At 63.7% G+C, this 26,494-nt stretch carries 25 protein-coding genes and 1 pseudogene; 16 read left to right on the forward strand and 10 right to left on the reverse strand.

Annotation, left to right across the window (positions count from 1 at the left end; all coding sequences use genetic code 11):
- Positions 1-3: 3 nt before the first annotated feature.
- The gene (locus ACQR1W_RS18425; protein ID WP_434852505.1) at positions 4-177 is read left to right on the forward strand and encodes a hypothetical protein; all 174 of its coding nucleotides are present in this window, start codon (positions 4-6) and stop codon (positions 175-177) included.
- 172 nt (positions 178-349) lie between these two features.
- Here the strand turns inward: ACQR1W_RS18425 and ACQR1W_RS18430 are convergent.
- The 4 genes and pseudogenes from ACQR1W_RS18430 to ACQR1W_RS18445 all read right to left on the reverse strand — a co-directional run.
- A pseudogene (locus tag ACQR1W_RS18430) lies at positions 350-595 on the reverse strand (Hint domain-containing protein); the annotation flags it as partial.
- Between the two features lie 76 nt (positions 596-671).
- A complete protein-coding gene (locus ACQR1W_RS18435) occupies positions 672-956 on the reverse strand; it encodes a hypothetical protein (RefSeq protein WP_434852117.1) in 285 nt (94 codons plus the stop codon).
- A 111-nt stretch (positions 957-1,067) separates the two neighbouring features.
- Positions 1,068-1,802 carry an SDR family NAD(P)-dependent oxidoreductase gene (locus ACQR1W_RS18440; protein ID WP_434852118.1) on the reverse strand — a complete coding sequence of 245 codons (735 nt, stop codon included), beginning with the start codon at positions 1,800-1,802 and terminating at the stop codon, positions 1,068-1,070.
- Positions 1,803-1,812: 10 nt separating this feature from the next.
- Entirely contained in the window at positions 1,813-2,853 is a 1,041-nt protein-coding gene (locus tag ACQR1W_RS18445) for a LacI family DNA-binding transcriptional regulator (RefSeq protein WP_434852119.1), read from the reverse strand.
- A 190-nt stretch (positions 2,854-3,043) separates the two neighbouring features.
- On the opposite strand from ACQR1W_RS18445, the gene ACQR1W_RS18450 reads away from it, so the two are divergent.
- The 14 genes from ACQR1W_RS18450 to ACQR1W_RS18515 all read left to right on the forward strand — a co-directional run bounded on the left by ACQR1W_RS18450 (position 3,044) and on the right by ACQR1W_RS18515 (position 19,912).
- Positions 3,044-4,345 (forward strand): ABC transporter substrate-binding protein, encoded by a 1,302-nt coding sequence (locus ACQR1W_RS18450; protein ID WP_434852120.1) that lies wholly within the window; start codon positions 3,044-3,046, stop codon positions 4,343-4,345.
- Between the two features lie 61 nt (positions 4,346-4,406).
- Positions 4,407-5,294 (forward strand): carbohydrate ABC transporter permease, encoded by an 888-nt coding sequence (locus tag ACQR1W_RS18455; RefSeq protein ID WP_434852121.1) that lies wholly within the window; start codon positions 4,407-4,409, stop codon positions 5,292-5,294.
- Between the two features lie 4 nt (positions 5,295-5,298).
- The gene (locus ACQR1W_RS18460) at positions 5,299-6,126 is read left to right on the forward strand and encodes a carbohydrate ABC transporter permease (protein ID WP_434852122.1); all 828 of its coding nucleotides are present in this window, start codon (positions 5,299-5,301) and stop codon (positions 6,124-6,126) included.
- 7 nt (positions 6,127-6,133) lie between these two features.
- Positions 6,134-7,138, forward strand: coding sequence for a zinc-dependent alcohol dehydrogenase family protein (locus ACQR1W_RS18465; protein WP_434852123.1), 1,005 nt, complete (start codon positions 6,134-6,136; stop codon positions 7,136-7,138).
- 6 nt (positions 7,139-7,144) lie between these two features.
- Complete coding sequence (locus tag ACQR1W_RS18470; protein WP_434852124.1) at positions 7,145-8,215, forward strand: ABC transporter ATP-binding protein; 1,071 nt, start codon at positions 7,145-7,147, stop codon at positions 8,213-8,215.
- Complete coding sequence (locus tag ACQR1W_RS18475; RefSeq protein ID WP_434852125.1) at positions 8,212-9,171, forward strand: sugar kinase; 960 nt, start codon at positions 8,212-8,214, stop codon at positions 9,169-9,171. Before ACQR1W_RS18470 ends, ACQR1W_RS18475 begins: the two co-directional genes overlap by 4 nt.
- Entirely contained in the window at positions 9,168-10,205 is a 1,038-nt protein-coding gene (locus ACQR1W_RS18480; protein WP_434852126.1) for a tagatose 1,6-diphosphate aldolase, read from the forward strand. The genes ACQR1W_RS18475 and ACQR1W_RS18480 overlap by 4 nt, the downstream gene beginning before the upstream one ends.
- 39 nt (positions 10,206-10,244) lie before the next feature.
- On the forward strand, positions 10,245-11,369 hold the full coding sequence (locus ACQR1W_RS18485) for a mandelate racemase/muconate lactonizing enzyme family protein (RefSeq protein WP_434852127.1): 1,125 nt from the start codon (positions 10,245-10,247) through the stop codon (positions 11,367-11,369).
- Positions 11,370-12,028: 659 nt separating this feature from the next.
- Complete coding sequence (locus ACQR1W_RS18490) at positions 12,029-12,214, forward strand: hypothetical protein (RefSeq protein WP_434852128.1); 186 nt, start codon at positions 12,029-12,031, stop codon at positions 12,212-12,214.
- A gap of 71 nt (positions 12,215-12,285) precedes the next feature.
- Complete coding sequence (locus tag ACQR1W_RS18495; protein WP_434852129.1) at positions 12,286-12,966, forward strand: response regulator transcription factor; 681 nt, start codon at positions 12,286-12,288, stop codon at positions 12,964-12,966.
- Between the two features lie 9 nt (positions 12,967-12,975).
- Positions 12,976-14,409 carry an ATP-binding protein gene (locus tag ACQR1W_RS18500; protein ID WP_434852130.1) on the forward strand — a complete coding sequence of 478 codons (1,434 nt, stop codon included), beginning with the start codon at positions 12,976-12,978 and terminating at the stop codon, positions 14,407-14,409.
- Positions 14,410-14,460: 51 nt separating this feature from the next.
- Positions 14,461-15,384: an RNA polymerase sigma factor RpoH gene (gene rpoH / locus ACQR1W_RS18505; protein ID WP_434852131.1), complete on the forward strand. Its 924-nt coding sequence runs from the start codon at positions 14,461-14,463 to the stop codon at positions 15,382-15,384.
- 80 nt (positions 15,385-15,464) lie between these two features.
- On the forward strand, positions 15,465-18,647 hold the full coding sequence (locus tag ACQR1W_RS18510; RefSeq protein WP_434852132.1) for an efflux RND transporter permease subunit: 3,183 nt from the start codon (positions 15,465-15,467) through the stop codon (positions 18,645-18,647).
- Positions 18,644-19,912, forward strand: coding sequence for an efflux RND transporter periplasmic adaptor subunit (locus tag ACQR1W_RS18515; protein ID WP_434852133.1), 1,269 nt, complete (start codon positions 18,644-18,646; stop codon positions 19,910-19,912). The genes ACQR1W_RS18510 and ACQR1W_RS18515 overlap by 4 nt, the downstream gene beginning before the upstream one ends.
- Before the next feature lie 72 nt (positions 19,913-19,984).
- Here ACQR1W_RS18515 and ACQR1W_RS18520 read toward each other — a convergent pair whose 3' ends face one another.
- From ACQR1W_RS18520 to ACQR1W_RS18545, 6 genes are all read right to left on the reverse strand, one after another.
- Positions 19,985-20,467, reverse strand: a complete 483-nt coding sequence (locus ACQR1W_RS18520; protein ID WP_434852134.1) for a hypothetical protein — start codon at positions 20,465-20,467, stop codon at positions 19,985-19,987.
- A 435-nt stretch (positions 20,468-20,902) separates the two neighbouring features.
- On the reverse strand, positions 20,903-21,787 hold the full coding sequence (locus tag ACQR1W_RS18525; protein WP_434852135.1) for an ABC transporter ATP-binding protein: 885 nt from the start codon (positions 21,785-21,787) through the stop codon (positions 20,903-20,905).
- Complete coding sequence (locus ACQR1W_RS18530; protein WP_434852136.1) at positions 21,772-22,659, reverse strand: ABC transporter permease; 888 nt, start codon at positions 22,657-22,659, stop codon at positions 21,772-21,774. Before ACQR1W_RS18530 ends, ACQR1W_RS18525 begins: the two co-directional genes overlap by 16 nt.
- Positions 22,656-24,071, reverse strand: coding sequence for an ABC transporter substrate-binding protein (locus ACQR1W_RS18535; RefSeq protein ID WP_434852137.1), 1,416 nt, complete (start codon positions 24,069-24,071; stop codon positions 22,656-22,658). Before ACQR1W_RS18535 ends, ACQR1W_RS18530 begins: the two co-directional genes overlap by 4 nt.
- 163 nt (positions 24,072-24,234) lie before the next feature.
- Positions 24,235-25,020: a Crp/Fnr family transcriptional regulator gene (locus ACQR1W_RS18540; protein WP_434852138.1), complete on the reverse strand. Its 786-nt coding sequence runs from the start codon at positions 25,018-25,020 to the stop codon at positions 24,235-24,237.
- Positions 25,021-25,094: 74 nt separating this feature from the next.
- A complete protein-coding gene (locus ACQR1W_RS18545) occupies positions 25,095-25,385 on the reverse strand; it encodes a gamma-butyrobetaine hydroxylase-like domain-containing protein (RefSeq protein ID WP_008972221.1) in 291 nt (96 codons plus the stop codon).
- A gap of 257 nt (positions 25,386-25,642) precedes the next feature.
- On the opposite strand from ACQR1W_RS18545, the gene ACQR1W_RS18550 reads away from it, so the two are divergent.
- Positions 25,643-26,416 (forward strand): ferredoxin--NADP reductase, encoded by a 774-nt coding sequence (locus tag ACQR1W_RS18550; RefSeq protein ID WP_434852139.1) that lies wholly within the window; start codon positions 25,643-25,645, stop codon positions 26,414-26,416.
- Positions 26,417-26,494 lie beyond the last annotated feature (78 nt).

The raw sequence follows: 26,494 nt of genomic DNA on the forward strand, positions 1-26,494 counted from the left end.
GCGATGCGCCAGATCGCTTGTTGCTATGTCGCGGATGGCTTCGCGTCGTGGGTGCCCGGCGGCTATACTATTTCCGTTTCCAACGGCCATGGCTCGGCAAGGGTGGAAGCCCGAGCATCCAACCTCGCGCGGATGAGTTCGAGTTTCCGCACGCTCTGTGATGACGACAGCTCCTGATCTGGGTCACAAATTCGGTGCGCAGGCCGTTGCAAATGATGGGCGCGCATCGGTCCGCCTGTCTCCCGCGCCTGCGAGAATAGCTGGGCAAACCGCTTATCGCTTTATCGACGTGAAGCAGGGCCTCGCATGGCGCGCCCTCGGCATAGATCACATCTTGGCTCTCCAACTCGATGTGATAGAATTCCAGTTCGTCATGCTGATCGGCCGGGCAGAGCGAGATCGTGGTGTAGCTGATCAAGCTTCCGGCAGGGATCAGTACACCATCGATAAGCAGGGCATGACCCTGGCTTACGAAAAGGTCGGTGCACGGAATGTTGGGGGCGAGCGCGGAGCGCGCGATTCGGACAGGACGTGCTTCCTTCGGCCAAGGTTTGCTCAAATCGCGTCGGGTCCGTCCAATGCGTCCTGTCCACACAACCGGACGGAATCCGCCAAAGACGGTTGGGACAATGTCGCCGATACCGATGTCTTCCGGAAATTACTGATCGGTATTACTGCTCCGTTCCGGGTCCGCCGACGAACACCTGCTCGCCAATGACCCCGGCAGCGCGCGCTGCCCGCAGACTCACGGCGAAGTCAGGATGGATCGGCACCGACACGACGGTGCGGCCCTGACTCTTCTCAGTGGCGATCTGGAACGCCATCTGCTTGATTATCTTCATCAGGTGCGACGGTCCGAACTGGGAGGCGCCGCCGACGCGCAGCATCGCGTGGGTGAGAATATCGAGCTTGATGCGCGCCTCGGTGCCGAGTGGCCGGCGATCCCGATAGGCCACCAAGTCCTGATCGGTCCATGGGATCCAGCCGCCGCTCTCCCGGCTTGCTCGCGCCTTAGCCGATTTCAGGCCGATTGTCGGGTCATCATCCTCGTCAAGAACATCGCGTTCTCATCCGGCGAGAAATCCGCCATCCACGGCAACGACGGTGCCGGTCGCATATTGCGAGGCCGGCATGCAAAGGAAGGCGACCGCGCCGGCAATATCCTCCGGCTGTCCCCAGCGCTTGAAGGCGGTGCGGTCGGCGATACGCTGATAATGCGCCAGGTCGGTGCGGCCGGCGGCGTTGATCGCGGTCTCGATATAGCCGGGCGCAACCGCGTTGACGCGGATGCCTTCCTCGGCCCATTTCAAGGCTAGCGCCTTGGTCAGCATCACGACGCCGCCCTTGCTGGCGCAATAGGCCGGAATGCGCGGCAGCGCCAAGGTCGCATTCATCGAGGCGATGTTGACGATCGAACCTTTGGCCTCCGCGAGCAGTGCGTGGAACGCCATGCAGGTGCGGAATGTCCCGGTCAGATTGACGTCGATCACCTTCACGAATGTCTCGATCTCGAATTCCTTGTCGCGCGCGAGAATGCCGGCACAGTTGACCAGCGCGTCGACGCGCTTGTGAGTCCTGGCGAAGGACGTCACGGCCGCATCGTCGGTGACATCGAGCGTCACCAGCGTGAGGCCCGCGCGCGGCTTGAGCAGCGTGCGGGCAAGATCGGCTTCGTTGGCGCCGGTTGCAGTGACCGTCGCGCCGAGATCGCAAAACTGGTTGCTGATCGCAGCGCCGATGTCGCCGGCGCCGCCTATCACCACGGCATGAAAGCCGGGCGCGAGAGAAAAATTCGAACTCATGGGAAGGATCTCACTTCAGGGATTTCGGAGGCGGGGCCGTCGACTCGCGAACCACCAGCGAGAAGTCGATCTCGCGATGCATGATGGTCTGCTCGCCAGCCAGGCTGCGCACCAGATACTCGCCGGCGCGCTGCCAGGTTTCTCCGGTCGGCACATGGATCGTGGTCAGGCTGGGCCGCAAATGCCGGCTCCAGTCGAGATCGTCGAAACCGACGACGGAAAGGTCGCGGGGCACGGAGAAGCCGTCGCGCTCCGCCTCGAGCAGCACGCCATAGGCGATGACGTCGTTGCCGCACACCACGGCCGTCGGGCGGTCCTTGAGGTTGAGGAGATAGCGCGCCGCCTCACGCGCGTCGTCCAGCGCATAGGGCACCTCGACATGCCATTGCGGGGGAAGCTCGATACCGCTTTCCGCCAAGGCGCGGCGAAATCCCGCGACGCGAGCGCTGGCGCGGTCGTTGTTGCGCTGGAGCGCAGAGACGATCCCGATGCGGCGATGGCCGAGCTCGATGACGTGCGCGGCCGCGCGATGGGCGGCGGCTTCGTTGTCGGTGCCGACGCAAGGGTAGGGCCGGTCAGGCTGGTAGATGCCGACATTGATGAACGGCACCGAATTGTCCGCGAGCAGCTTTCGCAGTCCGTCATGGTGGCAATCGCCGCGCAACACGAGGCCGTCGACACCGCGGCTGACCAGATTGCGCGCCTGCTGCAATTCGACGTCGAGATCATAACCGCTCGTGGTGAGGAACAGCATGTATCCGACCGAGGACAGATACTGCTGCAGCGAGGCGATGCCGCGCGCGAACATCGTGTTGTCGATCGTCGGCACGATCGCGCCGAGGGTGCGCGAACGCCGTGACGACAGGATGCGCGCCGGTGCGTGCGGGATGTAGCCGAGCGCGTCGATGGCCTGGTCGATGCGCGCACGTAAGGAGGGGCTCACCGCATCGGGATTGTTGAGGGCGCGCGAGACCGACGCGGTCGAAACGCCGGCCCGGGCCGCCACGGCGCGGATGCCCTGTTTCGCAGATTTGGCGTTGGTCAGTCTCATGAATGTAACGTTACATGGTGCAGTGCGAACCGCAAAGTAGCGAGAATATCGCAAATCTGGCGCAGATTATGCGCCTTGTCCATCGCTTGACTCCACCAATGTGAGGTCTATTTTGTAACCGTTTTCAAAGGGTTTAAACCTGTTCAAAATGGTCCGTCAGCTTAAGACGGCCAGCCGGGAGGAGAGTTCGATGAAGGCCAGGATGCTCGCGACGCACGTCGCGTTGCCCGTTTTCGCGATTGCCGCGATGACTGCGCCGTCGCGCGCAGCCGATTTCGACTGGATGAAGTTCAAGGGCAAGACCGTCACCTTTCTTGCCAACAACAATCCTGTCTCGCAGGCGCTGCTGACCTACAAGGCCGATTTCGAGAAGCTGACCGGCATGACCCTGAAGGTCGACGGTTATCAGGAACAGCAGATGCGCCAGCGTCTGGTCACGGTTATGAATGCGAACAGCGACGAGGTCGACGTGTTCATGACGCTGCCCTCGCGCGAGGGCGAGCAGTTTGCCGTCGCTGGCTGGTACAGCGATCTCACCGCGATGGCCAAAAACGAGGTGGCCAAGGACTATGACCCGAACGGACTAAGCCAGGCCTTGCTGAAGGCGGCCACCTTCGGCGGCAAGCTGACCAGCATGCCAATGAACATCGAAGGTCCAATCTTCTATTACCGCACCGACATCTTCAAGAAATGTGGTCTCGAGGCACCGAAGACCATCAAGGAGGTCGAGGCGGCCGCCGAGAAGATCAAGACCTGCGACAGCACGCTGACGCCGTTCGTCTCGCGCGGCCTCAAGCCCGCGGTCGCCTACACCTTCAGCAACATGCTGCACAACATCGGCGGCAGTTATATCGCGAATGGCAAATCGAACCTTTGCTCGACCAAGGGCAAAGAAGCGCTCGATACTTATAGCCGACTGCTGCGTGACTTCGGTCCGCCCGGCGTCGTCAACTACAGTTTTCAGCAGATTTCCGCGCTCTATCGCGGCGGCCGAGCTGCGATGGCGTTCGAATCCTCGAACGAATTGCGCACGGTGATGGAAGGCGGCGCGCGCTTGAAGGACACTGGTCTGTTGCCGTTCCCCGCGGGCGATGCCGGCCAGGTGCCGACCACGATCGGCTGGGGCATGGCGGTGTCCTCGCACAGCAAGCAGCCGGATGCGGCCTGGTATTTCGTGCAATGGGCGACAAGCCCCGAGGTGCAGAAGAAGATGGCGCTCCAGGGCATTGCCCCGCCGCGTCCCTCGGTCGCCAATGACCCCGAATACCGCAAGTGGATCGACGAAGAGCCGGTCCGCAAGGAATGGCAGGCCGCGCTCGACGTGCTCGCCACCAAGGGCTCATCCGAAGTCGGCTATCCCATCGTCGCCAATCCGCAATCGCGCGAGTTCATCGGCCAGGCGGTGCAGGATTTGATCCTGAAGCAGAAGCCGATCGACCAGGCCTGCGCGGATGCCGACAAGGCGCTCGACGCGCTGATCGCGCTGAACTAGCCGCCCGATGACGGCTGGCTTCGCAGCGGCCGGAATCTCATTCGATCGAGGACACGAATTCATGTCTGACACGGCTGCGACACTCGCGCAGGACCGGCAGAAGCTGGAAATGGCGGTGCTTTCGGCGCCGGCCGTGATCTTCACGGTCGCGATGATCGCGTTTCCGGTCGTCTACACGATCTGGCTCGGCTTCCAGACCTTTTCCTCGACCGGCAAGCAGTCCTTTGCGGGCCTCGCCAATTATTCGAAGCTGGTCTCGGACGTCGAGTTCTGGCACGGGCTGTGGATCACGATCGCGCTGTTCGTGCTGTCGCTGACGCTCCAGCTCGTCTTCGGCATCTGGCTCGCGTTGGTGCTGTTCCACGCCAGGCGACTGCCGGGCATCGTGCGCTCGCTGTTCATCTCGCCCTTCATGATGCCGCCGGTGGTGGCCGGCATGATGTGGCTGGTGATCCTCGATCCGTCGCTTGGCGCTGCCAACTATATCCTGCAATCGTTCGGCCTACCACCGTCGGACTGGCTGGCCTCGCCGTCCCTGGTCATTCCGACCGTCGCGCTGATCGACAGCTGGCAGTGGACGCCTTACGTTGCGCTGATCGTGCTGGGCGGATTGCAGTCGCTGCCGCCGAGCGTCTACGAGGCTGCACAGATCGACGGCGCATCGCCGTTCAAGACGTTCCAGCGTATCACGCTGCCGCTTCTGCTGCCGACCATCGTGACTGCGGCGATCCTGCGCAGCGTCGATCTCCTGCGCTTCTTCGACATCATCTATATCACCACCCAGGGCGGCCCAGGCAATGCGTCGAACACGCTCAACATCTACGGCTTCCGGGTCGGCTTCGAGTTCTTCAACATCGGCTATGCCAGCGCCCTGATGCTGACGCTGACGGCGATCGTGTTCGGCGCCGTGCTTGCCTTCAACCGCCTGCGCGGCGCCGTGGCGTGGTGACGTCATGAACGATGCCGCCAACACCGACCGCTGGATCCGCTGGCTCAACACATTGCAGCTCGTACTCGCTGGCGTGCTGATCATGGCGCCGACGACCTGGATGGTGCTGTCCTCGTTCAAGCCATCCTTCGAGGTCACGGCCTATCCGCCGACGCTGATCTTTTCGCCGACGCTCGAAAACTATGTCGAGCTGACCAGGACCACGCCGTTCCTCAGCTACGCGCTTAACAGCCTTGTCGTCACCGTCGGTTCGACCGCGCTCGGGTTACTGTTCGGAATTCCTGCCGCTTTCGCCGTCTCCTGGACCCGCATCTCGTGGCCGGCGATCCTGACCCTCGCCGCGCGCATGGCACCCGGCACGCTGTTCCTGCTGCCGTGGTATGTGATGTTCCGGCAAATCGGCATGATCGGCTCTTACACTGCGCTGATCCTCAGCCACGCCGTCATTACGCTGCCGATCGTGATCTGGGTTCTGTTGCCGTCCTTCGATGCCATTCCGCGCAGTGTTTTCGAGGCGGCGCAGGTCGACGGATGCAGCGTCACGCGCATCCTCTGGCGCATTGCGATGCCGCTGGTGGCATCAGGCATTGCGGTTTCGGCGATCCTCGCCTTCGTGTTTTCGTGGAACTACTTCCTGTTTGCGCTGGTGCTCTCCAATGGCGACACCAAGACGTTGATCGCGGCAGCCTTCAACTTCATCGGCGAAGGCTCGACGCAATGGGGCGCTCTCATGGCAGCTGCGACGCTGATCGCATTGCCGCCGCTGGTGCTGGCCGCTCTGGTTCAGCGCTGGCTGGTGTCCGGACTGACGCTCGGTGCGGTGAAAGGCTAGGTATCTGATGAACGTGCCCGCCCGTCCAAATTCGGTCATGCAGGCCGCGGTCTTTCACGGCAACGACCGCATCACCATTGAACGTGTGGCGATGCCGGACGTCGGCACTGGCGAGGTGCTGGTGCGCGTCTCGCGCACCGCTCTGTGCGGCTCTGATTTCAAGCTGTGGCACAAGGGCGCCGAGTTCACGGCCGGCCACGAGATCTTTGGCGTGGTCGAGCGGCCCGGTCACCGCCTGCATGGCCGGCGCTGCGCCGTCTACATTCCCTTGCACTGCGGCCACTGCGCGGCCTGCAAGCGCGGCGACACCCAGATGTGCCTGGAAGTCTCCAGCCTGATCGGCTGGAACAGGCCGGGCGGCTATGCCGAATATGTGCCGGTGCCGGAAAACTGCCTGCTGCCGGTGCCCGATGATATCGAGGACAGCCTCGCGCCACTTTTGCTCGACACCATCGGGACATCAGGTCACGCCGTGCGCTTCGTCAGTCGCGTGGTGCCAGCGAACGAAGCCGGGCCAGTTCTCGTGATGGGCGCGGGGCCCGTCGGCCTTGGGGTCGTGCTGGCGCTCCGCGCGCTCGGCTATGAGGATGTCTACGTCGCCGATCCCAATGCAGTGCGATTGAAGATCGCGCGATCGTTCGGCGCAAAGGCCCACCCCGTCGGCGACACCTCCAGGCGTTTTGAGCTGATCATGGAATGCTCGGGGGCGCATGCGGCGCGCAATCTCGGCATCGAGCTCGTACTGCCACGCGGCGCGCTGGTGCTGGTCGGCGAGAACGCCGCGCCCTGGACCATCGAGGAAGGCAAGGTCTTCCGCCGCAAGGATTTCTACATGATCCGGACCTTCTACTTCCCGGTCTCGGATTTCGAGCCAAACGTCGAGCTGCTGCGCAAGTACAAGGACGAATACCGCGTCCTCGTCGACGGCGAGTTCGGCTTACAGACTCTGCCCGAAAACTTCGCCCGCTTCGCCAAGGGCGAACTGATCAAGCCTGTGCTGGCGTTGGACTGAGCGATCATGGCCTCGATCTCGATCCGCAATCTGGTCAAACGCTACGGTAATTTCACCGTGATCCCCGATCTCAATCTGGAGATCGCTGACCACGAGTTCGTCGTCTTCGTCGGCCCGTCCGGCTGCGGCAAGTCGACCTTGCTGCGGATCATTGCCGGCCTCGAGCCGATTTCGTCCGGAGACCTCTATATCGGCGATAAGCGGGTCAATGGCGTCCGGGCCGCGCAGCGCGACATTGCGATGGTATTCCAGGACTACGCGCTCTATCCGCACATGCGCGTCTACGACAACATGTCGTTTGCGCTGGAACTGCGGGGCACGCCGAAGGCGGAGATTGACGCTCGGGTGAAGCGCGCCGCAGCGCTCCTGCACATCGAGCCTTATCTGGACCGCAAGCCGAAGGAGCTGTCCGGTGGCCAGCGGCAGCGCGTCGCCATGGGCCGCGCGATCGTGCGCAATCCCAAGGCGTTCCTGTTCGACGAGCCGCTGTCCAACCTCGACGCAAAGCTGCGTGGGCAGGTGCGCGCCGAGATCAAGGCGCTGTCACAGGAGCTGAAGACCACCATGGTCTTCGTGACTCACGACCAGATCGAGGCCATGACCATGGCCGACCGGATCGTGGTGCTCCAGGGCGGTACCGTCCTGCAATACGACACGCCGGAGACGGTCTACGAACGTCCCGCCAACCAGTTCGTCGCCGGCTTCATTGGTTCGCCCGCCATGAACTTCTTCCCGGTCGAGTGGCGCGACGAGCGTGCGATCCTTTCACAGGGTGCGACAGCGGTGCCGCTGGATGGCGAGACCGCAGGCCGCCTGCGTCAGCCCGGCAATGCCGTGCTCGGCATTCGCCCTGAGCATTTCGCCGTCGCGACCGACGCCGATGGCATCGCCATCAACGTCAAGCTGGTCGAGCCGCTGGGCTCGGATACGCTGATCCACTTCGATCTCGCCAACGTCTCCGCCATCGCGCGGGTCGACCCGTCGCTGCGGCCGAAGGTCGGCGATCGGCTCAGCCTCCGTCCGCAGCCGGGCAAGACGCATTTGTTCGACGCCGCCAACGGACAGGTTTTGCGGTGAGCGCGTCGGTCAACATCGGCAATCTCTCGGCGCTGGCGGACGTCGCGTCCAAAGCCAAGCCCGTGCACGTGATCTGTCTCGGGCTGTCGGCGCTTGACCAGGTCTGGCGCGTCGACCGGCCGTTCGCGGGCGGAAGCGAGAAGATCAAGGCCGTCGAGTACGGCACGCTCGGCGGCGGCATGGCCGCCAATGCGGGCGTTGCGGTGGCAAAGCTCGGCGCGTCCGTCGCGTTCTGGGGGCGGGCAGGGAATGACGCCGCGGGTCAGGAGATGAAATCGGCCTTCGCCGCTGAAGGTGTCGACGTCGAAAACTTTCGGCTGTTTCCGGAAGGGCGCTCCTCCGTTTCAGGCGTCATCGTCGACAGTTCCGGCGAGCGGCAGATCGTCAATTTCCGCGGGCTTTTCCCGGAAGCCGCGGACTGGCTTCCACTCGACGCCGTCGCGCACGCCTCCTCCGTGCTGGCCGACCCGCGCTGGGTCGAGGGCGCCGCGACGCTGTTCCGGGAAGCGCGCTCGCGCGGCATTCCGACCGTGCTCGACGGCGACGTGGCGGATCCCGACGTGTTCGAGCGGCTGCTGCCGCTGACCGACCACGCCATCTTCTCCGAGCCCGCGCTCACGGCCTTTGCCGGATCTGCGAAGGACGAGTCCCTCGCAGCGCTGGCGCGTTTCGGCTGCCGCGTCGTCGCCGTGACGCGCGGCGAGGATGGCGTGAGCTGGCACGAGAGTGGCCACCTGCACAGGCAGGCAGCCTATGCCGTCGACGTCGTCGATACCACGGGCGCAGGCGACGTCTTCCACGGGGCCTATGCTCTGGCTATCGGCGCTGGTCTCAACGTGCGCGCCGCCATGGCGTTTTCGGCGGCCACGGCTGCCATGAAATGCCGCCACCCCGGCGGCCGCAACGGAATCCCCACCATCAACGAGTGTCTTGTATTCATGAGGACGAAGCCATGAGAACGATTGGAAAGAACCGCGGCCTGGCACGGCTTGCTGACGCGGATGGCCACTTTCGCATGGTCGCGCTAGATCAGCGGCCCCCACTGTTCGATGCCATCGCCAAGGCAAGAGGCATCACGCGGGAGCAGGTCGAATATTCCGACGTCACGGCGGCCAAGCGCCTCCTCGTCGAGAACCTTGCCCCGCATTGCAGCTCGATGCTGTTCGACCCGAACTTCGCTGTGCCTGCGGCGATCGACCTGCTGCCGCCGCGCTGCGGACTGATCATGACGCTGGAGGAGCATCGCGTCGAGGAAACCGCGGGCGGCCGCAAGTCGCGCGCGATCACCAATTGGAGCGTGGAGAAGATCCGCGCCATGGGCGGCGACGCCGTCAAGGTCCTGGCCTGGTACCGGCCGGACGCCGATGCCGCGGTGAACGAGCACCAGAAGAAGTTCGTGCGCGAGATCGGCGAGGACTGCGCCCGCCACGACATTCCCTATGTGCTCGAACTTCTGGTCTATCCGTTTCTCGGCAGCGCCAATCACACCGCCGATTACGTGGAATCGCCGGGCAAGCTTTCGGGTCTCGTCATCGACAGCGTGCGCGAGTTTGCCAAGCCCGAATACCGCGTCGATCTTCTCAAGCTGGAGAGCCCGCTTGCGGCCAACGGCCTGCCGGCCCGTGATGGCAGCGCGGAAGAAAAGGCTGCGCAGAAGGAGTTCGATGCGATCGGCGACATCTGCCGCGAGCGGAGCATTCCCTGGGTGTTGCTGTCGGGTGGCGCTATGCCCGAAAAGTTCGAACGCGTGCTCGACTACTCCTATGCCGCGGGTGCGAGCGGCTTCCTGGCGGGCCGCACGATCTGGCTCGATGCTGTCCTGAAGAATTTCCCGGACCGCGCGGCGGTGTCGGCGAGCCTGCGCAAGGATGGCCTCAACGTGCTCCAACGGCTCAGCGAGTTGACCACGGCCAAGGGCACGCCCTGGAAGGCGCGCTATCCGGTGTTCACCGATATCAAACAGGAAGGTGACTTCGCGCGCGCCTATTGAGATTATGGCGGCTCCGCGTGGTCTCGCAGGATCTGCAACATGACTGACAGCTTTACCATCCGCTCGATCGAGGCATTCTGCTATCGCTATCCCCTGGCGACGCCGGTGGTGACGTCGTTCGGCAAAATGCTCAACCGTCCGGCCGTCTTCGTCCGCGCGGTCGACGAGGACGGTGTTGAGGGGTGGGGCGAAGCCTGGTCCAACTTTCCGGCATCGGGCGCGGAGCATCGCGCTCGGCTCGTCAATGAGGTCCTTGCACCCGGTCTCGTCGGGCGCAGGTTCGACGCGCCCGCTCAGGCTTTTGAGGCTCTTTCCAAAGGCACCGAAGTGCTCGCGCTTCAATGCGGCGAGCCCGGTCCGTTCGCACAGGCGATTTCGGGCATCGATCTGGCACTGTGGGATCTCTCGGCGCGCCGGCAGCGCCTGCCATTGTGGCGGCTTCTCGGCGGGCAGTCGCGCAGGATCAAGGTCTATGCCAGCGGCATCAATCCGGGCGGCGCGGCGCAGACGGCCGAAGCCGCGCTCGAGCGGGGCCATCGCGCGCTGAAGCTCAAAGTCGGCTTCGGCGCCGATACCGACCTCGCCAATCTGGCCGCGCTGCGCGGACTTGTCGGCGACGGCATGCTCGCCGCCGATGCCAATCAGGGCTGGTCGATGGCGCAGGCGCTTCAGATGCTGCCGCGGCTTGCCGAATTCGATCTGCGCTGGTTGGAGGAGCCGATCCGCGCCGATCGGCAGCGCGAGGAATGGCGCAGTCTGCGCGCCATAGCGAAGATGCCGATTGCTGCTGGCGAAAACATTTCAAGCATCGAAGCCTTCAAGGAGGTTCTGTCCGAAAGCGTGCTTGGGGTGGTTCAGCCTGATATTGCGAAATGGGGCGGCCTCAGCCTCTGCGCCGGGCTGGCTCGCGACATCCTGGAGGCGGGCAAGACGTTTTGCCCGCACTATCTTGGCGGAGGTCTCGGCCTGCTTGCGTCCGCGCATCTTCTCGCCGGTATCGGAGGTGATGGCTGGCTGGAAGTCGATGCCAACGACAACCCGTTGCGCGATTTGTTTTGCGGCTCGATCATCAACGTGAGGGAGGGTACCGTTACATTGGGCGAGGACCCCGGGCTCGGAATAGTGCCCGATCTTCCCTCTATCGAACGCTATCGCAGCATCTAGACGAGAGTAAAGAGACCCTGTTGGCTTCCGGCCGCAATGGGGTGGTGGAGACCAAGTCAGGATCGCCGGTTCGGCTGAAGGCGACCGCGCCAATATTGCATTCTGTTCTCGCGAGGCGTTCAGCGCGGATGATAGCTGAGCCGGCGCTTCGGCACTCAGCGCCGTCGCGAGCCGCAGGGCCTCGCTCATCACGAAGGATAGGGCGACTTAGTAGTTACGCTCAGCTCCGCTTCGAGCAGACCTTTGGCGACGATCAGCGCGCAGACGGCGGCCCGTACATCCCCATCACATGCCGCGACAATCTGGTCCGCCGCCAGCTCAAGGGCGTCAGGCTCGAGCTGGCGAATTTGCGCGGAAGGTGCTCGCGCGCCATGACAGGACCGTCAAACATGGTGGCTGCGATCAATCCCATCGACACAGTCTGGACGTGGTCATTCGCTCTCTCCATGACATCAGGCCGAACCAAGCCGGCTGGCCATCGAGGTGTGAACGATCGGTCGCGATTCAAACGCACGATTTGCTCACCGCAGTTCAACGGCCCGTGACCCGATGCGCTGCGAACCGTGATCGTGCGAATGCATAACGTCCGTGGCCCCTGAAACTACAGCACGCCCGTCGACGTCATATGATCCAGCGCAGTACGCAGCGGAGCCTGGAAGATGATCGCGACGTTGGCAGGACAGATCGCCCTTATGTTGGCGCTGCTCGCGAGGCGCGCAACCGACATCATGAACTGCAATTTAATGGCGCCCTGGCCGCCGCGGCACTACCTCGTAGTGCAGCGGGTGGCCGGCAGCAGGCGGCATCAACGCCGCACCTTCGAAACGGGCGGGCGTCGAGCATGACACCGCGCGCCGCCGAGCCCGCGCTTCCGCACCGCGCGCCAAGGCTCGGCGGGGAACGTGGGACGATAATCATGAACCGGATTCTCCTGATCGAGGACGACACCGAGACCGCCGAGGCGATCGTCGCCGAGCTCGCTGATCGCGGCTTCGAGGTGCAGTGGGCCGGCGACGGTGTCGACGGTCTCGGCCGGGCGCGTGCCTCAAGCCCCGATGCCATGATAGTCGATCGCATGCTGCCGGGGATGGATGGGCTGACTGTCATCGAGGCGCTACGTAAGGATCACGTCAGGACGCCCGTGCTGGTGTTGAGTGCGCTCGGCGCCGTGGATGACCGGGTGCGTGGGTTACGCATGGGTGGAGACGACTATCTCACAAAACCATTCGCGCTCGTCGAACTGGTCGCGCGCATCGAGGCGTTGCTGCGCCGGCCGATCGATAGCCGTGAAACCATCTTGCATGCTGGGCCGCTCGAGCTCGACCTGATCGAGCGTACTGCGCGACGCGGCGAGCGCAGGCTCGATCTGCTGCCGCGCGAACTCCGTCTGCTCGAATACATGATGCGCCGGAACGATCAGCTGTTGACGCGCGCGATGCTGCTCGAGGAGGTCTGGAACTACAAATTCGTTCCCGCAACGACGAACCTGGTCGACGTGCATATGGGTCGGCTTCGGCACAAGGTGGATGGTCCCGGAGAGACGCCGTTGATCCACAACGTCCGAGGCTCCGGCTTCGTTCTGCGCTCGCGGCAATAGGGGCGGGTGATGCACCAGATCCGGTTGATCCGCTCCAGCACATTCCTTTGGGCCCTGGCCGTGGCGGCCGCCTTCGGGCTGTTCGTGGTCGCGTTGTTTTCATACATCTACTGGCAGCTCGATGGTTATCTGGTCGCGCGATCCGATCGCATGATCACCACGCAGATCAGCTTCATCGCTGACCTCCCGCCCGCTCGGCGCATCAGCGCCATCGCGGATCACCTCGCGCAGGATTCGAGGGGCGTGCAGTACGCGGGACTGTTCGATGCCGCCGGCACCCGCCTTGCCGGCAACGTCGATCGGGTACCGCGCGAGCTGGGACTAAATGGAGCGGTGCAGGGCGTGCGGCTCGATCTGTTCAAAAAGCCGGGGGGGCATCCGCCGGTCGTCAGAGCGGTCGGCACGCGTCTCGATGGCGGCGATGTCCTGGTGATGGGACGGAACGTCGATGAGACGCACGAGATATCGAGCGTGGTCGGCCAGGCCTTGGCCCTGGGCTTGCTGCCGGCCTTCGGCCTCTGCCTGCTCGCCGGTGCGTGGCTGAGCTTGCGTGCCCAGAGACGCGTGGAGGAGGTCAACCAACGGGTCCAGCGCATCGTGGCCGGTGAGCTGCGCGAGCGGCTCCCGGAGGGTGGGACGGACGACCCGTTTGCGCGGCTGGCCAGGATCGTCAACGGCATGCTCGACGAGATGGAGATGATGATCAATGCGCTCGCCGGCGTTGGCAACGACATCGCTCATGATCTCAGGACCCCGCTGACGCGCGTCCGCCTGGCGCTGGAGCGCGGGAGGACGCATGCGGCAACGCTGCAAGAGTTCCAGGACATTACAGACAAGGCCATCGGCGGCATCGACCAGTCGCTTGCGATCGTCACGGCTCTGCTGCGCCTGACCGAGATCGAGAACAGTCGCCGCATGGCAGGTTTTGGCGACGTCGCGCTCGACGAGATCCTGCGGGAGGTGTGCGATGTCTACGAGCCGATCGCCGAGGACAAGCATGTCGGGCTCGGCGCCGTCACCGAGCGCAATGTGAAAGTGTGGGGTGACCGGGACCTGCTGTTCGAGGCGGTCGCCAATCTCGTCGACAATGCCATCAAGTTCACGCCGTCGGGCGGACGGGTGGAGCTCACCCTGGAAGCTGAGGACGACACGGCGCTGGTGCGCGTGAGCGATACCGGACCCGGCATCAGCGAGCAGGAGCGCGAGGCGGTGCTGCGGCGGTTCTACCGCTCCGACAAGATGCGCCATACGCCGGGCGTCGGGTTGGGGCTGAGCCTGGTGGCCGCAATCGTCAAGCTGCATGGCTTCCGGCTGGTCATTGGCCCCGCCCCCGGTGGGCGGATCGAGATCCTTGCCTGGACCGGGAGGGCGGGCAAGCCCGCCACGCACCGGTCGCGGGCGTTGCTGCACGCAGACGCGAGCCAGATGGAACGAGCCAAGTGACTCCCGATGCTTTCGAGATCAATCAGCTGGCCTGGACTATAGGAGTGACCAATGCAGACTAGCCATGACATCGTGAGGCACGATCCTGTTGCCATGCCGGCCGCATCGGTGTCGACGCCGTTCCTCGCCGCCTATGCCGCGACCATCAGGCGCTTCGACCTGCTCGAGCCGGGTCAGGAGCAGCAGCTGGCACGTCGCTGGCAGGAAACGCGGGACCGGCGCGCCACGGATGCGCTCGTCACCAGTCATCTTCGGCTCGCCGCCAAGCTGGCGCGAGGATACAAGGGATACGGCCTGCCTCTGGTCGATCTGATCGCGGAAGCGAATCTCGGCCTCGTGATCGCTGCGTCACGCTTCGAACCCGGCCGTGGCGCGCGATTCTCCAGCTATGCGATCTGGTGGATCAAGGCCACCATTCACGAATACATCCTGCGGTCCTGGTCCCTGGTCAAGATCGGGACGACAGCTGCGCAGAAGAAGCTGTTTTTCAAGCTCCGCGGCGAGATCAGGAAAGCCACCGGCAGCGTGATGGCGGGGCTCACGCCCGACGTCGCCGAATTGATCGCCGGGAAGCTCGAGGTGACGGCGCGCGAGGTGATCGAGATGGACGCGCGACTCAATGGTGACATGTCGCTGAACGCGCGCGTCGGGGACGAGGACAGCGGAACCGAGCTGGAAAGCCTCCTGGTTGATGGGGCACTCGACGCGGAGACGATGCTGGCCGATCACGAGCAGACGGAGCAGCGCAGCAAGGCCTTGCAGGTTGCGCTGGACGGGCTTGCGGCGCGGGACCGTCGTGTCTTCGAAGCGAGGCGGCTGACGGAATGCCCGGTGACGCTCGATCAGCTCGCTAGGGAGCTGTCCATATCCAGCGAGCGCGTCCGGCAGATCGAGATCCGCTCCTTCGCCAAGGTCAAGCGGGCCGTGATGCTTGCCGCGCGGGATATGCCACGCGCCGCCGCGTGCAGCGACTGAATACGTTTTCATTTGAACGGAGGCCAGGCCGTCCTCACCTGTCCGACGATCTCGCGTCATTTTGCTTCAGGCAGACCATCATGGGAATTGTTCGCTTCGCGCTGCGGCTTCCTCACACATTCTATGTGCTTGCGGCGCTGATCCTGTTCCTCGGCGGCATCGCCATCCGCGCGATGCCGACAGACATTTTTCCGGAGATCCGGATCCCCGTCGTCACGGTCATCTGGAGCTACACCGGCCTCTCGACGCCGGAGATGGAGCAGCGCGTCAGCACCTATAGCCAGTATTCGATCAGCGCAAATGTCAGCGGCATTAAGAATATCGAGGCGCAGACCCTCAACGGCCTGTCGATCCAGAAGATCTACTTCCAGCCGGACGTCAATCTCGATCTCGCAATCTCGCAGATCGTCTCGGCGACCAATGCCATCCGCGCCCTGATGCCACCGGGCATCCAGCCGCCAATCATCGTGCAGTTCAATGCCTCGAGCGTGCCTGTGCTTCAGCTGAGCCTCGAATCGAACAGCCTGAACGAGCAGCAGCTCTACGATTTCGGCATCTATCGGGTGCGCCAGCAACTGGCTCCCGTTCCGGGCGTGACCCTGCCCACGCCCGCCGGCGGCAAATACCGCCAGATCATGGTCGACATCGATCCGAACAAGCTGCTATCGCGCGGATTGACGCCGCTCGACATCGTCAACGCGGTGAACACGCAGAATCTGACGTTGCCGACCGGCACGACCAAGATCGGCGATACCCAGTACACCGTTCGTACCAACGCAACGCCGGCGACGATCCAGGACCTCAACATGATCCCGGTCAAGTTCGCGAACGGGGCAACGATTTTCCTGAAGGACGTCGCCCAGGTCCGCGACGGCGCCCAGGTCCAGCAGAACATCGTGCGCGAGGACGGCCACCGCGCCGTCCTGCTCAGCGTCATCAAGAACGGCAATGCATCCACGCTCGCCGTGGTCAACGGCGTGAAGGCGGCCCTGGCGTCGATCCGCGCATCGGCGCCGGCGGGGCTGAAGATCAACGAGCTGTTCGACCAGTCAATCTTCGTCACCCACTCGGTTGATGGCGTGCTGCGCGAAGGCGCGATTGCGGCGGGCCTGACGGCGCTAATGATCCTGGTGTTCCTGGGATCTTGGCGATCGACGCTGGTCGTTCTGATCTCGATCCCGCTGGCGATGCTGTCCTCGCTGATCGTCCTGTATTTCCTGGGCGAGACCCTCAACACGATGACGCTCGGCGGCCTCGCTCTTGCGGTCGGTATCCTCGTCGACGATTCGACCGTGACGATCGAGAATACGCACCGGCTCTGGACCGAGGAAGGGAGGCCGCTACCGGAGGCGACCCTGCACGGCGCCGCCGAGATCGCGGTGCCGACGCTGGTCTCGACGCTCGCGATCAGTTGCGTGTTCATCTCGGTCGTGTTTCTGGAGGGCCCGGCCAAATATTTGTTTACGCCGCTTGGCCTTGCCGTGGTGTTCGCGATGCTGGCCTCCTACGGGCTGTCGCGGACGCTGACGCCGATCACCATCGGCTTGCTGCTGAAGGGCGAGCGGCGTCATGGTGCGAGCGATCGCCCGTCGGGCATCTTCGCGCGTGCCTCCTCCGCGTTCGAGCGCGGGTTCGGGCGCTTGCGGGATGGCTATTCCGATCTGCTGCTGGAATTGCTGCGGCATCGGGTGATCATACCCGTAGTTGCCGTGCTGGTGCTCGCGCTCGGAGCCACCATGTTCGTCTATGTCGGCCGGGACTTCTATCCCGTGATCGATGGCGGCCAGATCCAGCTCCATGTTCGCGCGCCCGCGGGCACGCGGATCGAGCGTACGGAGGCGATCTTCCAAGCGGTCGAGGACAAGATCCGCGACGTCATTCCGGAGCGCGATCGGGCGCTGATCGTCGACAATATCGGCCTGCCAGCGCGTGCCTACAACCTCGCTTTCACCGACGGCTCGACGATCGGGGTGAACGACGGCACCATCCTCGTGTCGCTGAAGGAAGGGCACAAGCCGACTGCGGACTACATCAGGAAGCTGCGGCAGGTGCTGCCGTCGGCATTCCCGGAGGATATCTTCTATTTCCAGCCGGCCGATATCGTCACGCAGATCCTCAACTTCGGTCTTCCGGCCCAGATCGATGTTCGTACGGTTGGTTACGGCAACAACAATCTGGCCGTCGCCAAGGAACTGCAGAAGAGTCTCGCCGCGATCCCCGGCGTCGTCGATGCGCATCTGCAGCAGGAGGTCGACGCTCCCGCATTCTATGCCGACATCGACCGGACGCGCGCGGCACAACTAGGCCTCAATGCCAGCACGGTGGCGACCAATATCAATGTCAGCCTCAGCTCGTCGGCGCAGGTCTCACCGAATTTCTGGACGGATCCGACATCGGGCATCCCCTATTACCTGGCGGTGCAGACGCCTGAATACAGGGCCAACTCGCTGAACGCCCTAGGCAACACGCCGGTGTCAGCCTCGCTCGCCGCGAGCGGGCAGACGGTGCCCGGCCTGCTCAGCAATGTCGCGACCTTCAAGCGAGGCACCGTTCCAACCAATTCGAACCAGGCCAATGTCCAGCCGGTCTACGACGTCTATGCGAGCGTGCAGGGCCGCGATCTCGGCAGCGTCGCGACCGACATCGAGAAGGTGACGTCCAGCCTGCAGAAGCAGCTCCAGCCCGGAAATTCGATTCAGGTTCTGGGGCAGATCCAGAGCATGCATCAGTCGTTCCGCGATCTCGGACTCGGACTGCTGTTCGCGGCGATCCTCGTCTACCTTCTGATGGTCGTGAACTACCAGAACTTCGGCGATCCCTTCGTCGTCATCTTGGCGCTGCCGGCGACATTCTGCGGCATCGTGACGATGCTGTTCGTCACCGGGACGACGCTGAACGTGCCATCGCTGATGGGCGCGATCATGGCGATCGGTGTTGCCTCCGCAAATTCCATCCTGCTCGTGACGTTTGCGCGCGACGAGCAGTTGAAGGGGCACTCCGCGTTCCAGGCGGCGCTGAGTGCGGGCCGGACGCGTATCCGGCCCGTGTTGATGACCGCGGCGGCGATGATCGTCGGCATGATTCCGATGGCGATCGGCGGGCCCGGCGAGGAGCAGAATGCCGCGCTCGCGCGGGCGGTCATCGGCGGCCTGCTGTTCGCAACCCCGACCACCTTGCTGATCGTGCCTTATCTGTTCGCGATGCTGCGCAAGGGCAACGACGGCAAGCCTTGCCAAGGCGTATTCGAGGAGCAACCGGAATGAGCGACGTTCGTGTACGGAACGATGACGAGGCGAGAGACCGCCCCGGGGCTGAAAGCCTCCGGATCGTTGAGCTGCCGGGTAAGCGCGCACGATCCGGACGCCGTTACGGCGGCGCGCTCCTTGGCGGAGGCGTGCTCCTGCTGCTGGCAGGTGGCCTCGGCATTGGTGGCTGGCGGCTTTATGAAGCCGCGAGTGATGTAGCCGCGGTGGCGGAACAGGCTCGAACCGACATTCCGGAGGTTCGGGTAGCGACTGTCCAGTCCAGCGGCGACCTCATCAAGGTGAGCTTGCCGGCGACGACGACCGCGTTCGAGGCGGCCAACATCTTCGCGCGGACCAGCGGCTATATCGAGAAGCGCTATGTCGACATTGGCGATCGGGTGAAAAAGGGCGATCTGCTCGTGGAGATCACTGCGCCCGAGCTGGACCAGCAGATCGCACAGGCGCAGGCGACGCTTGCCCAGGATCAGGCCGCGCTCCAGCAGGCGCAGGCGAGCCGGGAGCTCGCCGACGTCACCAATTCGCGCGACAGCAATCTCGTCAAGCAAGGTTGGCTCACGGCACAGCAGGGCGATAACGATCGTCTCACCCTGCGCGCGCAGCAGGGGGCAGTGGGCGTCGCGCAGTCGAACATCACGGCGCAGGAGGCGCAGATTCGCGTTCTCCAGCAGGAGAAGTCCTACCAGCGTGTGGTCGCGCCGTTCGATGGCGTCGTCACGCAGCGCAACGTGGACAATGGCAGCCTGGTACAAGCTGGGTCGACCTTCATGTTCACGCTGATGCATTCCAACGTGATCCGAACCCAGGTGTTCGTGCCGCAGGACGAGGCATTCGGCGTCGGCCCGGGCGTCGATGCAGACATTCGCGTCCCCGAGATTCCGGGGCGGATGTTTGCCGGCAAGGTCACGCGGATCGCGACCGCGCTGCAGCCAGGGAGCCGGACACTGCTGACCGAGATCGACGTGCCCAATCCCGATGGTTTGCTCAGTCCGGGCATCTATTGCACGGTCGAACTATCGATCCCGCGCAGGACGCCATCGATGACGATCCCGTCCGATGCCCTCGTCTTCGATCAGAATGGCCTTCATGTCGCGGTCGTGCGGAACGGCACGGTTCATTTGCAGCAGGTCTCGATCGCTCGGGACTATGGCACCACGGTGGAAGTGCGCGACGGCCTACAGCCAGGCGACCAGGTCGTGCTCAATCCGGCTGTCAATCTGGCTGAGGGCGGCAAGGTCACTGTTCGCAAGATCAAAGTGGGTTAGGGATCGAACGATGATGCGGATCGCGCTCGCAACGATGATGGTTCTGCTGCTCGGCAGTTCTCCGGGCCTGGCTCAGGTCGCAACGACCGGAAGCACGGCCATGGATCTGCCGACGGTGCCGGGCGCAATCGTGATCTCGCCGCTGAACAGTCCGGGGCCGTTTTCCGCGACCACTGTGTCGGGTACGCCGGATACGACGTTGGCGCCAGTCCCCCTCGCGTTGGACCCGAGCACGCCGGGAACGGTGGTCGGCTGCGCTCCATCATCGTCATCACCAACGCCGGTGCCGGCGACTCCGACCGTATCGCCCACGGGCGTTTCGACCTCGGGCATTGCGGCCCCGATCCTGCCGGTTACGGGGCAGAACGGCAGCTCCATCGGGACGATTGCCGCGGCTGCGCCTGCGGGAACGGGTGCGACGGTGGTTTGCAGTTCAACGCCGGGAGGGCAGGTGATGAGCGCAGCGTCTCTACCGCTGTCGATTCCGCAGGTCCCTGCAAGTCCGGTGCCTGGCACGATCGTCGCGGACACCAGCGGCGGTGGCGGGACGGGCATAGACCCGAATGCCGCTGTCGCGCCTAGCCCGAACAGCTCGGCTTGCGCGGAAGGCGTCTCGATGAATTTGGCCTCCCCCGCGACGGTGCTGCCGGCCAACGCCTCAGGCGCAGCGCCAACACCGGGTGTATCGCCGATCCTGCCGCCAGGATGCTGAGTCCATCATATTCCCGGCGCAGCTTGCGGACTTCGCCATCCGCTGCAGGCATCGTTGCAGCATCCCAAATTTCCAATCCACCATGACGGCTTTGTTGTCCCTGACCGTGGTGCAGCCGGCCAAGCCTCGGGTCACGGCATGGCGGTGCATCGTCTTTCACGCTTCCACCTCCGCGGCGAAGGGCTCGGGTCCGCACAGGAAAACGTGCCGCTGATCGAGGTCGGGGACCAGCGCATCGATCATCGACGTGTCGAAACGCCCTGTGAGGTCGTGCGTGCTCAGAGGACGTCGGCAATGGAATGGCCCTGGAGCTCGATGCCGAGGCCCTGCATGCCGAGATCGGTGATCTCGCCTCCCATCGCCTTCAGGCTTTCCTCGCGGATCAGCGACATCAGGCCGCGCCGTAGCGCCAGGAACTCCGACGACATCATCATCGATTGCTGGCGCGGCCGCTCCAGAGGGATCCTGATCTCGGCCTTGATCGAGCCGGGGCGGGCGGTCATGCAATAGACTCGGTCAGACAGGAAGATCGCCTCGTCGATGTCGTGGGTGACGAACAGCACGGAGATCTTCAGCCGCTGCCACATGTTGGTGAGGATCTGTTGCATGATGATCCGGGTCTGCGCGTCGAGGGCCCCAAACGGCTCGTCAAGCAGCAGCACCTTGGGACCGGTGGCGAGCGCACGCACGATGCCGACGCGCTGCTTCATGCCGCCGGACAGCCGCTCTGGATAGTGGTTCTCGAACGCCTCCAGTCCGGCAAGCCCGAGCAGCGTGCGCGCGGCGCGTTCACGCTCGAACTTCGGCATGCCACCCATCTTCAGTCCGAACTCGACGTTTTCGCGCACCGTCTTCCAGGGAAACAGCGAATATTGTTGGAACACCATGCCGCGCTCGGCGCTCGGGCCGGTCACCGCGCTGCCGTCGACCGTGACGACGCCGCTGGTCGGCTTGAGGAAGCCCGCCACCGCGTTGAGCAGCGTCGACTTGCCGCAACCCGACGGTCCGACGATCGAGACGAACTCACCGGGCTCGACATGGATGTGGGTGTCGGTCACGGCTTCGACCGCGCCGTCGATGGTCTCGTAGCTCAGAGCGAAATTGCGGACCTCGATGTGGCCCTGTCTCGTATCAGGTGCGGCCTGGCTCATCGCGACCTCCATGGCATGATCAATTGTCCGGCGGCGCGGATCACCAGGCTCGAGCTAAGGCCGAGCACGCCGATCGCGATCATGCCGAGCGCGATGTCGGCATATTGGACCAGCGAGTACGCCTCCCAGGTGAAGTAGCCGATGCCGAACTGGCCCGAGATCATCTCGGCTGCGATCAGCGACACCCATGCGACGCCCATGCCGACCGTGAGGCCGGTGAAGATATGTGGCAGCGACGCAGGGAAGTAGACCTCGCGGAAGATCGCGGCCTCACGCGCCCCGAGGCATTTGGCGGCGCGCACGAGCACGGGATCGACCAATGTCATGCCGTGCAGGGTATTGACCAGGATCGGAAAGAACGAGCCGAGGAAGGTTATGAAGACGATACTCTGCTCGTTGGTGGGCCACAGCATGATCGCCATCGGCACCCAGGCGATCGCCGGGATCGGGCGCAGCACCTCCGCCACTGGGAAGACAACCTCGTGCACCAACTTGAAACGGCCCATGATAAGGCCGAGCGGGACGCCGACCACGACCGCAAGCGAGAATCCGATGAAGATCCGTCGGCAGCTGAGCAGGATGTGCATCAGGAAATGCGGATCGTGGATCGCCTTGGTGAAGCTCGCATAGACAGCCAGCGGCGCCGGCACGTTGGTGAACTTGACGAAGAAGACGACCCGGTAGGTCGTCAGCAGGTGCCAGGCGATCAGGAACAGGATCAACGATGCCGTGCCGACCAGCAATGACCGCAGCCTGTCCTGGTTCAGCCTGAACCAGCGCAGGGTGAGGGCGGAGAAGGCTGGCCGGCGCAGCGGGATCGCGGCGCCAGGCGCGGCGGATGCCGCCGCCTGGTCGGGCGATGTCATCAAAGCGGGGCTACTCAAGTCTTGCCTCCCGCCACGGCCAGCTTCACGGCGTCATCCAGTCCCATCACCTTGCCGCCGATCTTCGCGGCATACGCTTCCGCGTCCTTCTTCAGAAGGAACGGCGCGATCTCGCCATCGCCTGCGGCGAAAAAGGCTTGATCGGCGAAAAGCTTGATGCCGCGCGCTGTATCGAAGACATAGGCAACGTTGATCTTCTTGCCCTTGGCCTTGAGGTCGGCGTAGGCGCCGAGCGTGCAGGAGGCACTGGCGAAGGCTGAGATGCCCTCGCCGTCGACCCAGACCTCGCCCGCCTTGCGCGGTTCGGTGATCGGCTTGTTGCAGAACTTGTCCTGTCCCGAGATCTCGTAGTTCGCGGTGCTGGCAAGGTCCTTGTCATAATCGAGCTTGAGCTCAGCATAGGCCTTGCGGATGTAGGAATCATCGACCCACTTCTTCGGATCAAACTCCTTCATGCGACCGAGGCTCTGCAGCACCTTGACGTCGGTGGACGCGGCGTCGATCAGGGCCGGCTTGAGCGTGGGGTCCGTCGTCATGTTGCCGCCGGGGCCGAGGAAGATGTAGACGACCTCCTTGTTGATCCCGGTCCATTCCTGGATCTTCTCGGCAGCCGCGATCGGATCCTGGCGCAGCCACTGGTTGGCGGCGATGATGGCCTTGACATAGGCGATGACGACCTCGGGATATTTCTCGGCGAAGTCAGTACGGACGACGACGCCGTGGAAGGTCGGCAGGTTGGTCTCGACGCCGTCGAAGATCTTGCGCGCATAGCCGCGGAACGGCAGCAGCTCGGCGAACGGCACGAAATCGGCGTGAGCGTCGATCTTCTTTTCCTGCAGGTTGGTCGAGCCGACCTCCGGGGTCTGACTCACCAACTGGAAGAAGTCCGATGGATAGCCATGGTCCTGCAGCGCCTTCAGGACCATGCCATGGGCGGCCGAGCCGAACGGGACACTGACCAGCTTGCCCTTCAGATCGGAGAGCTCGTAGTAGGGCGAGTCCTTGTGAACGACGATGCCGTTGCCGGAGCCGGAGAGGCTGTAGGCGGCGACCGCGATCAGCCGGCTCTTGCTGTCGGGATTGTTCTCGAAGGTGAAGCCGTTCACGATCAGCGGATAGTCGCCCATCATGCCGAACTGCAGCTTGTTCGCCATCATCCCGTTGGTGACGGGCGGACCGGAGGTGAAGTTCTGCCACTCGATCTCGAACTTGACGTTGGCGTACTTGCCACCGGTGGGAAGGTACGTCTCCAGCAGGTGAAGCTGCCGCACGACGGTGCCGGCCGTTACCGTATTGGTCGTGGTGTCCTGGGTCCCGATCCCGATCGTGACGGTTTCTGCTGCAGCCGGATGGGCCGCGAGCCAGGACAGACAGGTGACGGACAATAAGAGCGCTTGACAGCGGCGGACCATTCTCATCCCCGTTCGGTTGGATGGCTGATGGCGCCATGATGGTTGCCGCGTCCGCGATCGCAAATCCGGACTTCAGGCGCGGGTGGATTAGTTGCCGTCAAAAACCGGTTGCGTACTCCTTGGGCAATTTTGCTCATGACAGCCGCTTGCATGAGCAGGACCGTCAGTCCGCCGCCTGGCCACGCATCTCGTCCAGAATGTCGGGCCGGCAGACGACGATCTGCGAACGTCGGGTCTGGACGATGCGTTTCTCCTGCATCCGCTTCAGGCTGATCGTCACCCATTGCCGCGTGGCGCCGACCATGTGGGCGATGTCGGCGTGGGTAAAGGCGGCCGCGATGACCTTGCCGTCGGGATCATCGACGCCGTAGAGATCGACCAGATGCAGCAGAAGATGGGCGAGCCGCTGTGTGATCGAGCGCGTCCCCAGCATCTGCGCCAGCGCCGAATAGCACTTGCCTTTGAAGCTCAATCCCTCGATCAGGCCGACCGCCAGGTTGGGAATTTCGGTGACCAGACCGCGCAACTCCTTTCCCGGAAGCTGGAAGACGCTGGCATTGCTGGCGGCGACGCCGGACCATTGATGCACACCGGTATCGAACACCTCCGGACCCCCGACGAAATTGCCGACATGCCAATAGGCGAGCGTGATCTCGCGCCCTTGCGGCGAGGTATAGAACACGCGGATGCGGCCACTCTCGATCAGGAAGATGCCGTCATGCTTGGCGCCCTGGCTGAACAGGGTCTGGCCCCGATTGAGCACCTTGCGGCGGCCCTGCTTGAGCACGAGCGCGCGCTCACGCAGGCTGAGCCGCTCGATCAGCGATGGCGGTCCACCGATGGACTGCTGGCTTTCGGTGAGGAGGAGCGACGACGTTGTCACGGCCCGCGCGGAGGTGAGGGACGAAGGCACGGCTTCCGCTGCTGATTTGGCCGCCTGCAGCAACATGTTCTGCCTCCGCATTGATCATACTGACCGAAAGCGGAGCAATGTTCGTGCCACCCTGCGTGGCGGGCGGCGGCTCAACCGGTTGCGAGTTCCCGAAGGTAGGAGTTCGGAAAGATGCCACGATCGTGCCCGTCGGAGAACGCGATATTGAAGCCGTAACCGAGCTGACCGACGGCGACGATGCCAATGCCCGGGAACTGCGCGGGAAAGCGGCCGTCGAAGCGCGCCCGCTGGCAATGCGCGCAACGGCACGACAGCCGCAGGCGCTCGGCGGAGACCACGGCGCAGTCTCCGTCCGCGGTCCGCAGCAGCAATGACGTCAGATCCGCGCTGATTTCGCCATCGGCGATTTCCGCCGCTATCATGTTGCCTCCTGGCTGTGCCAAGGACCTCCGCATGATGCTACCGGGGGCAGGTCGGACTTTACTAGCAACTAATTGCCTCGATCGATATGGAGCGGGTATACGGCCGCGCCGGCGAGTCCGCGCCCGGTCTGCCAGCGGATAAAGTTTGCAACTAATCCACCGGGCCAGCGCTTCCGAAATTGCGGGGCCCGCCAATTCCGCGACATCGTCCGCACCAACGGCGCAACACGCGCGTTTGCGCGCCTTGGGAGACGACGATGAGTGCTTTTCAGACCGAGACGGTGTTGTCGGTCCGTCACTGGACCGATTCGCTGTTCAGCTTCACGGCCACGCGGGATCCCGGATTCCGATTCCAGAACGGACAATTCGCGATGATCGGCCTCGAGGTCGACGGCCGGCCGCTGATGCGTGCCTACAGTATGGCGAGCGCCAACCACGAGGACGAGTTGGAGTTCTTCAGTATCAAGGTCGCCGATGGACCGCTGACGTCACGGCTGCAGAGGATCAAGCAGGGAGACCATATCCTGGTCGCGCGCAAGGCGACGGGCACACTGATCGCCGGCAACCTCATTCCGGGCAGGCGGCTGCTGCTGCTGTCGACCGGGACCGGCCTGGCGCCGTTCGCCAGCCTGATCAAGGACCCCGACATCTACGACACCTATGAGACCATCGTGCTGGCCCATGGCTGCCGGCAGGTCTCGGAGCTCGCCTATGGCGAGCAACTCGTCGACAACCTGCAGCGTCACGAGATCTTCGGGCCGCTGGTTCGTGATCGATTGCTCTATTACCCCACCGTGACCCGCGAGCCGTTCCACAACCGCGGCCGTATCACCGATCTGATCGCGACCGGGCAGATGTTCGCCGACATCGGCCATTCCGATCTCGATCGCGAGACCGACCGGGTCATGCTGTGCGGCAGTCCGGCCATGCTGGCCGAGCTCCAAGTCATGCTGGAGGAGCGGGGCTTCACCGAAGGCAATCACAGCACGCCGGGACATTTCGTGGTCGAGAAGGCGTTCGTCGAGCGCTGACCGCGCCGATTCGAGGAATTTCTTCCCAGCGACAACTAATTGCTATCGCCGGACGCCCAGCTGAACAACTCTGACCCG

The sequence above is a fragment of the Bradyrhizobium sp. HKCCYLS1011 genome, from assembly GCF_051167795.1.
Taxonomy (GTDB): Bacteria; Pseudomonadota; Alphaproteobacteria; order Rhizobiales; family Xanthobacteraceae; genus Bradyrhizobium.

Bases quoted from the DNA above. Each gene is read 5' to 3' on its own strand.
- ACQR1W_RS18450 (WP_434852120.1), top strand. From the start codon at position 3,044: ATGAAGGCCAGGATGCTCGCGACGCACGTCGCGTTGCCCGTTTTCGCG.
- ACQR1W_RS18500 (WP_434852130.1), top strand. From the start codon at position 12,976: ATGCACCAGATCCGGTTGATCCGCTCCAGCACATTCCTTTGGGCCCTG.
- ACQR1W_RS18520 (WP_434852134.1), bottom strand. From the start codon at position 20,467: ATGCCCGTCCCGCCACCGCCGCTGGTGTCCGCGACGATCGTGCCAGGC.
- ACQR1W_RS18470 (WP_434852124.1), top strand. From the start codon at position 7,145: ATGGCCTCGATCTCGATCCGCAATCTGGTCAAACGCTACGGTAATTTC.
- ACQR1W_RS18550 (WP_434852139.1), top strand. From the start codon at position 25,643: ATGAGTGCTTTTCAGACCGAGACGGTGTTGTCGGTCCGTCACTGGACC.
- ACQR1W_RS18445 (WP_434852119.1), bottom strand. From the start codon at position 2,853: ATGAGACTGACCAACGCCAAATCTGCGAAACAGGGCATCCGCGCCGTG.
- ACQR1W_RS18425 (WP_434852505.1), top strand. From the start codon at position 4: ATGCGCCAGATCGCTTGTTGCTATGTCGCGGATGGCTTCGCGTCGTGG.
- ACQR1W_RS18545 (WP_008972221.1), bottom strand. From the start codon at position 25,385: ATGATAGCGGCGGAAATCGCCGATGGCGAAATCAGCGCGGATCTGACG.
- ACQR1W_RS18480 (WP_434852126.1), top strand. From the start codon at position 9,168: ATGAGAACGATTGGAAAGAACCGCGGCCTGGCACGGCTTGCTGACGCG.
- ACQR1W_RS18455 (WP_434852121.1), top strand. From the start codon at position 4,407: ATGTCTGACACGGCTGCGACACTCGCGCAGGACCGGCAGAAGCTGGAA.
- ACQR1W_RS18540 (WP_434852138.1), bottom strand. From the start codon at position 25,020: ATGTTGCTGCAGGCGGCCAAATCAGCAGCGGAAGCCGTGCCTTCGTCC.
- rpoH (WP_434852131.1), top strand. From the start codon at position 14,461: ATGCAGACTAGCCATGACATCGTGAGGCACGATCCTGTTGCCATGCCG.
- ACQR1W_RS18490 (WP_434852128.1), top strand. From the start codon at position 12,029: ATGATCGCGACGTTGGCAGGACAGATCGCCCTTATGTTGGCGCTGCTC.
- ACQR1W_RS18510 (WP_434852132.1), top strand. From the start codon at position 15,465: ATGGGAATTGTTCGCTTCGCGCTGCGGCTTCCTCACACATTCTATGTG.
- ACQR1W_RS18515 (WP_434852133.1), top strand. From the start codon at position 18,644: ATGAGCGACGTTCGTGTACGGAACGATGACGAGGCGAGAGACCGCCCC.
- ACQR1W_RS18485 (WP_434852127.1), top strand. From the start codon at position 10,245: ATGACTGACAGCTTTACCATCCGCTCGATCGAGGCATTCTGCTATCGC.
- ACQR1W_RS18525 (WP_434852135.1), bottom strand. From the start codon at position 21,787: ATGGAGGTCGCGATGAGCCAGGCCGCACCTGATACGAGACAGGGCCAC.
- ACQR1W_RS18440 (WP_434852118.1), bottom strand. From the start codon at position 1,802: ATGAGTTCGAATTTTTCTCTCGCGCCCGGCTTTCATGCCGTGGTGATA.
- ACQR1W_RS18465 (WP_434852123.1), top strand. From the start codon at position 6,134: ATGAACGTGCCCGCCCGTCCAAATTCGGTCATGCAGGCCGCGGTCTTT.
- ACQR1W_RS18460 (WP_434852122.1), top strand. From the start codon at position 5,299: ATGAACGATGCCGCCAACACCGACCGCTGGATCCGCTGGCTCAACACA.
- ACQR1W_RS18535 (WP_434852137.1), bottom strand. From the start codon at position 24,071: ATGGTCCGCCGCTGTCAAGCGCTCTTATTGTCCGTCACCTGTCTGTCC.
- ACQR1W_RS18495 (WP_434852129.1), top strand. From the start codon at position 12,286: ATGAACCGGATTCTCCTGATCGAGGACGACACCGAGACCGCCGAGGCG.